At 74.4% G+C, this 1,256-nt stretch carries 1 pseudogene; it reads left to right on the forward strand.

Annotated elements, in window-relative coordinates:
* Window positions 1-1,256: pseudogene (locus ACF8LI_RS21870) on the forward strand (hypothetical protein); the annotation flags it as partial.

Consider the following 1,256-nt stretch of genomic DNA (forward strand, 5'->3'; position numbering starts at 1 on the left):
GAGCTGGTCAGCGGCCTGCTGGGCGGTGACGGCGGCCTGCTGGGTGGCGTCCTTGGCGACGACGGCCTGGTCGGCGGCCTGCTCGGCGGTGACGGCGGCCTGCTGGGCGGCGTGCTCGGCGAGGACGGCCTGGTCGGCGGACTGCTGGGCGGCCTGGTTCCGGGTGGCGGCACAGGCAGCGGCGAAGGCCTGGTCACCACGGTACAGAACACCGTTGGCGACCTGCTCGGTGGCACGGCCGGAGCGCCTGTGGGCCAGGTACTGGATGCGCTGATCGACCCCGGCACCGGCGCACTGTCCGTGGTCACGGGTCTGGTGGAAGGCGTGACCCAGGTCAACGGCGGTCCGCTGGGTGTGGTGACGGACCTGGCCAACGGCCTGACGCAGGTCCCGGGCCAGGCACTGCAGCCGGTGATCGGCACCGTCAACGGCGTGCTGGCCGGTCTGACGGGAGGCGACGGCCTGCTGGGCGGCGTGGTCGGCGGTGACGGCGGCCTGCTGGGTGGCGTCCTTGGCGACGACGGCCTGGTCGGCGGCTTGCTCGGCGGTGACGGCGGCTTGCTGGGTGGCGTGCTTGGCGACGACGGCCTGGTCGGTGGCTTGCTCGGCGGTGACGGCGGCTTGCTGGGTGGCGTGCTCGGCGACGACGGCCTGGTCGGCGGCCTGCTGGGCGGTGACGGCGGCCTGCTGGGTGGCGTGCTCGGCGACGACGGCCTGGTCGGCGGCCTGCTCGGCGGCGACGGCGGCCTGCTGGGTGGCGTGCTCGGCGAGGACGGCTTGGTCGGCGGGCTGCTGGGCGGCCTGGTTCCGGGTGGCGGCACAGGCAGCGGCGAAGGCCTGATCACCACGGTGCAGAACACCGTCGATGACCTGCTCGGCGGCACGGCCGGAGCGCCTGTGGGCCAGGTGCTGGATGCGGTGATCAACCCCGGCACCGGCGCCCTGTCCGTGGTCACGGGCCTGGTCGAAGGCGTGACCCAGGTGAACGGCGGCCCGCTGGGCGTGGTGACGGACCTGGCCAACGGCCTGACGCAGGTCCAGGGCCAGGCACTGCAGCCGGTGATCGGCACCGTCAACGGCGTGCTGGCCGGTCTGACGGGAGGCGACGGCCTACTGGGCGGCGTGGTTGGCGGCGTGGTTGGCGGCGTGGTCGGCGGCGACGGTGGCCTGCTGGGTGGCCTCACGGGCGACACCGGACTGGTCGGCGGCCTGCTGGAGACCGTGGCCGGCGACAACGGCATCGTTGGCGGCCTGCT

The organism is Delftia sp. WSY_12, from assembly GCF_043104645.1.
Taxonomy (GTDB): domain Bacteria; phylum Pseudomonadota; class Gammaproteobacteria; order Burkholderiales; family Burkholderiaceae_C; genus Comamonas; species Comamonas tsuruhatensis.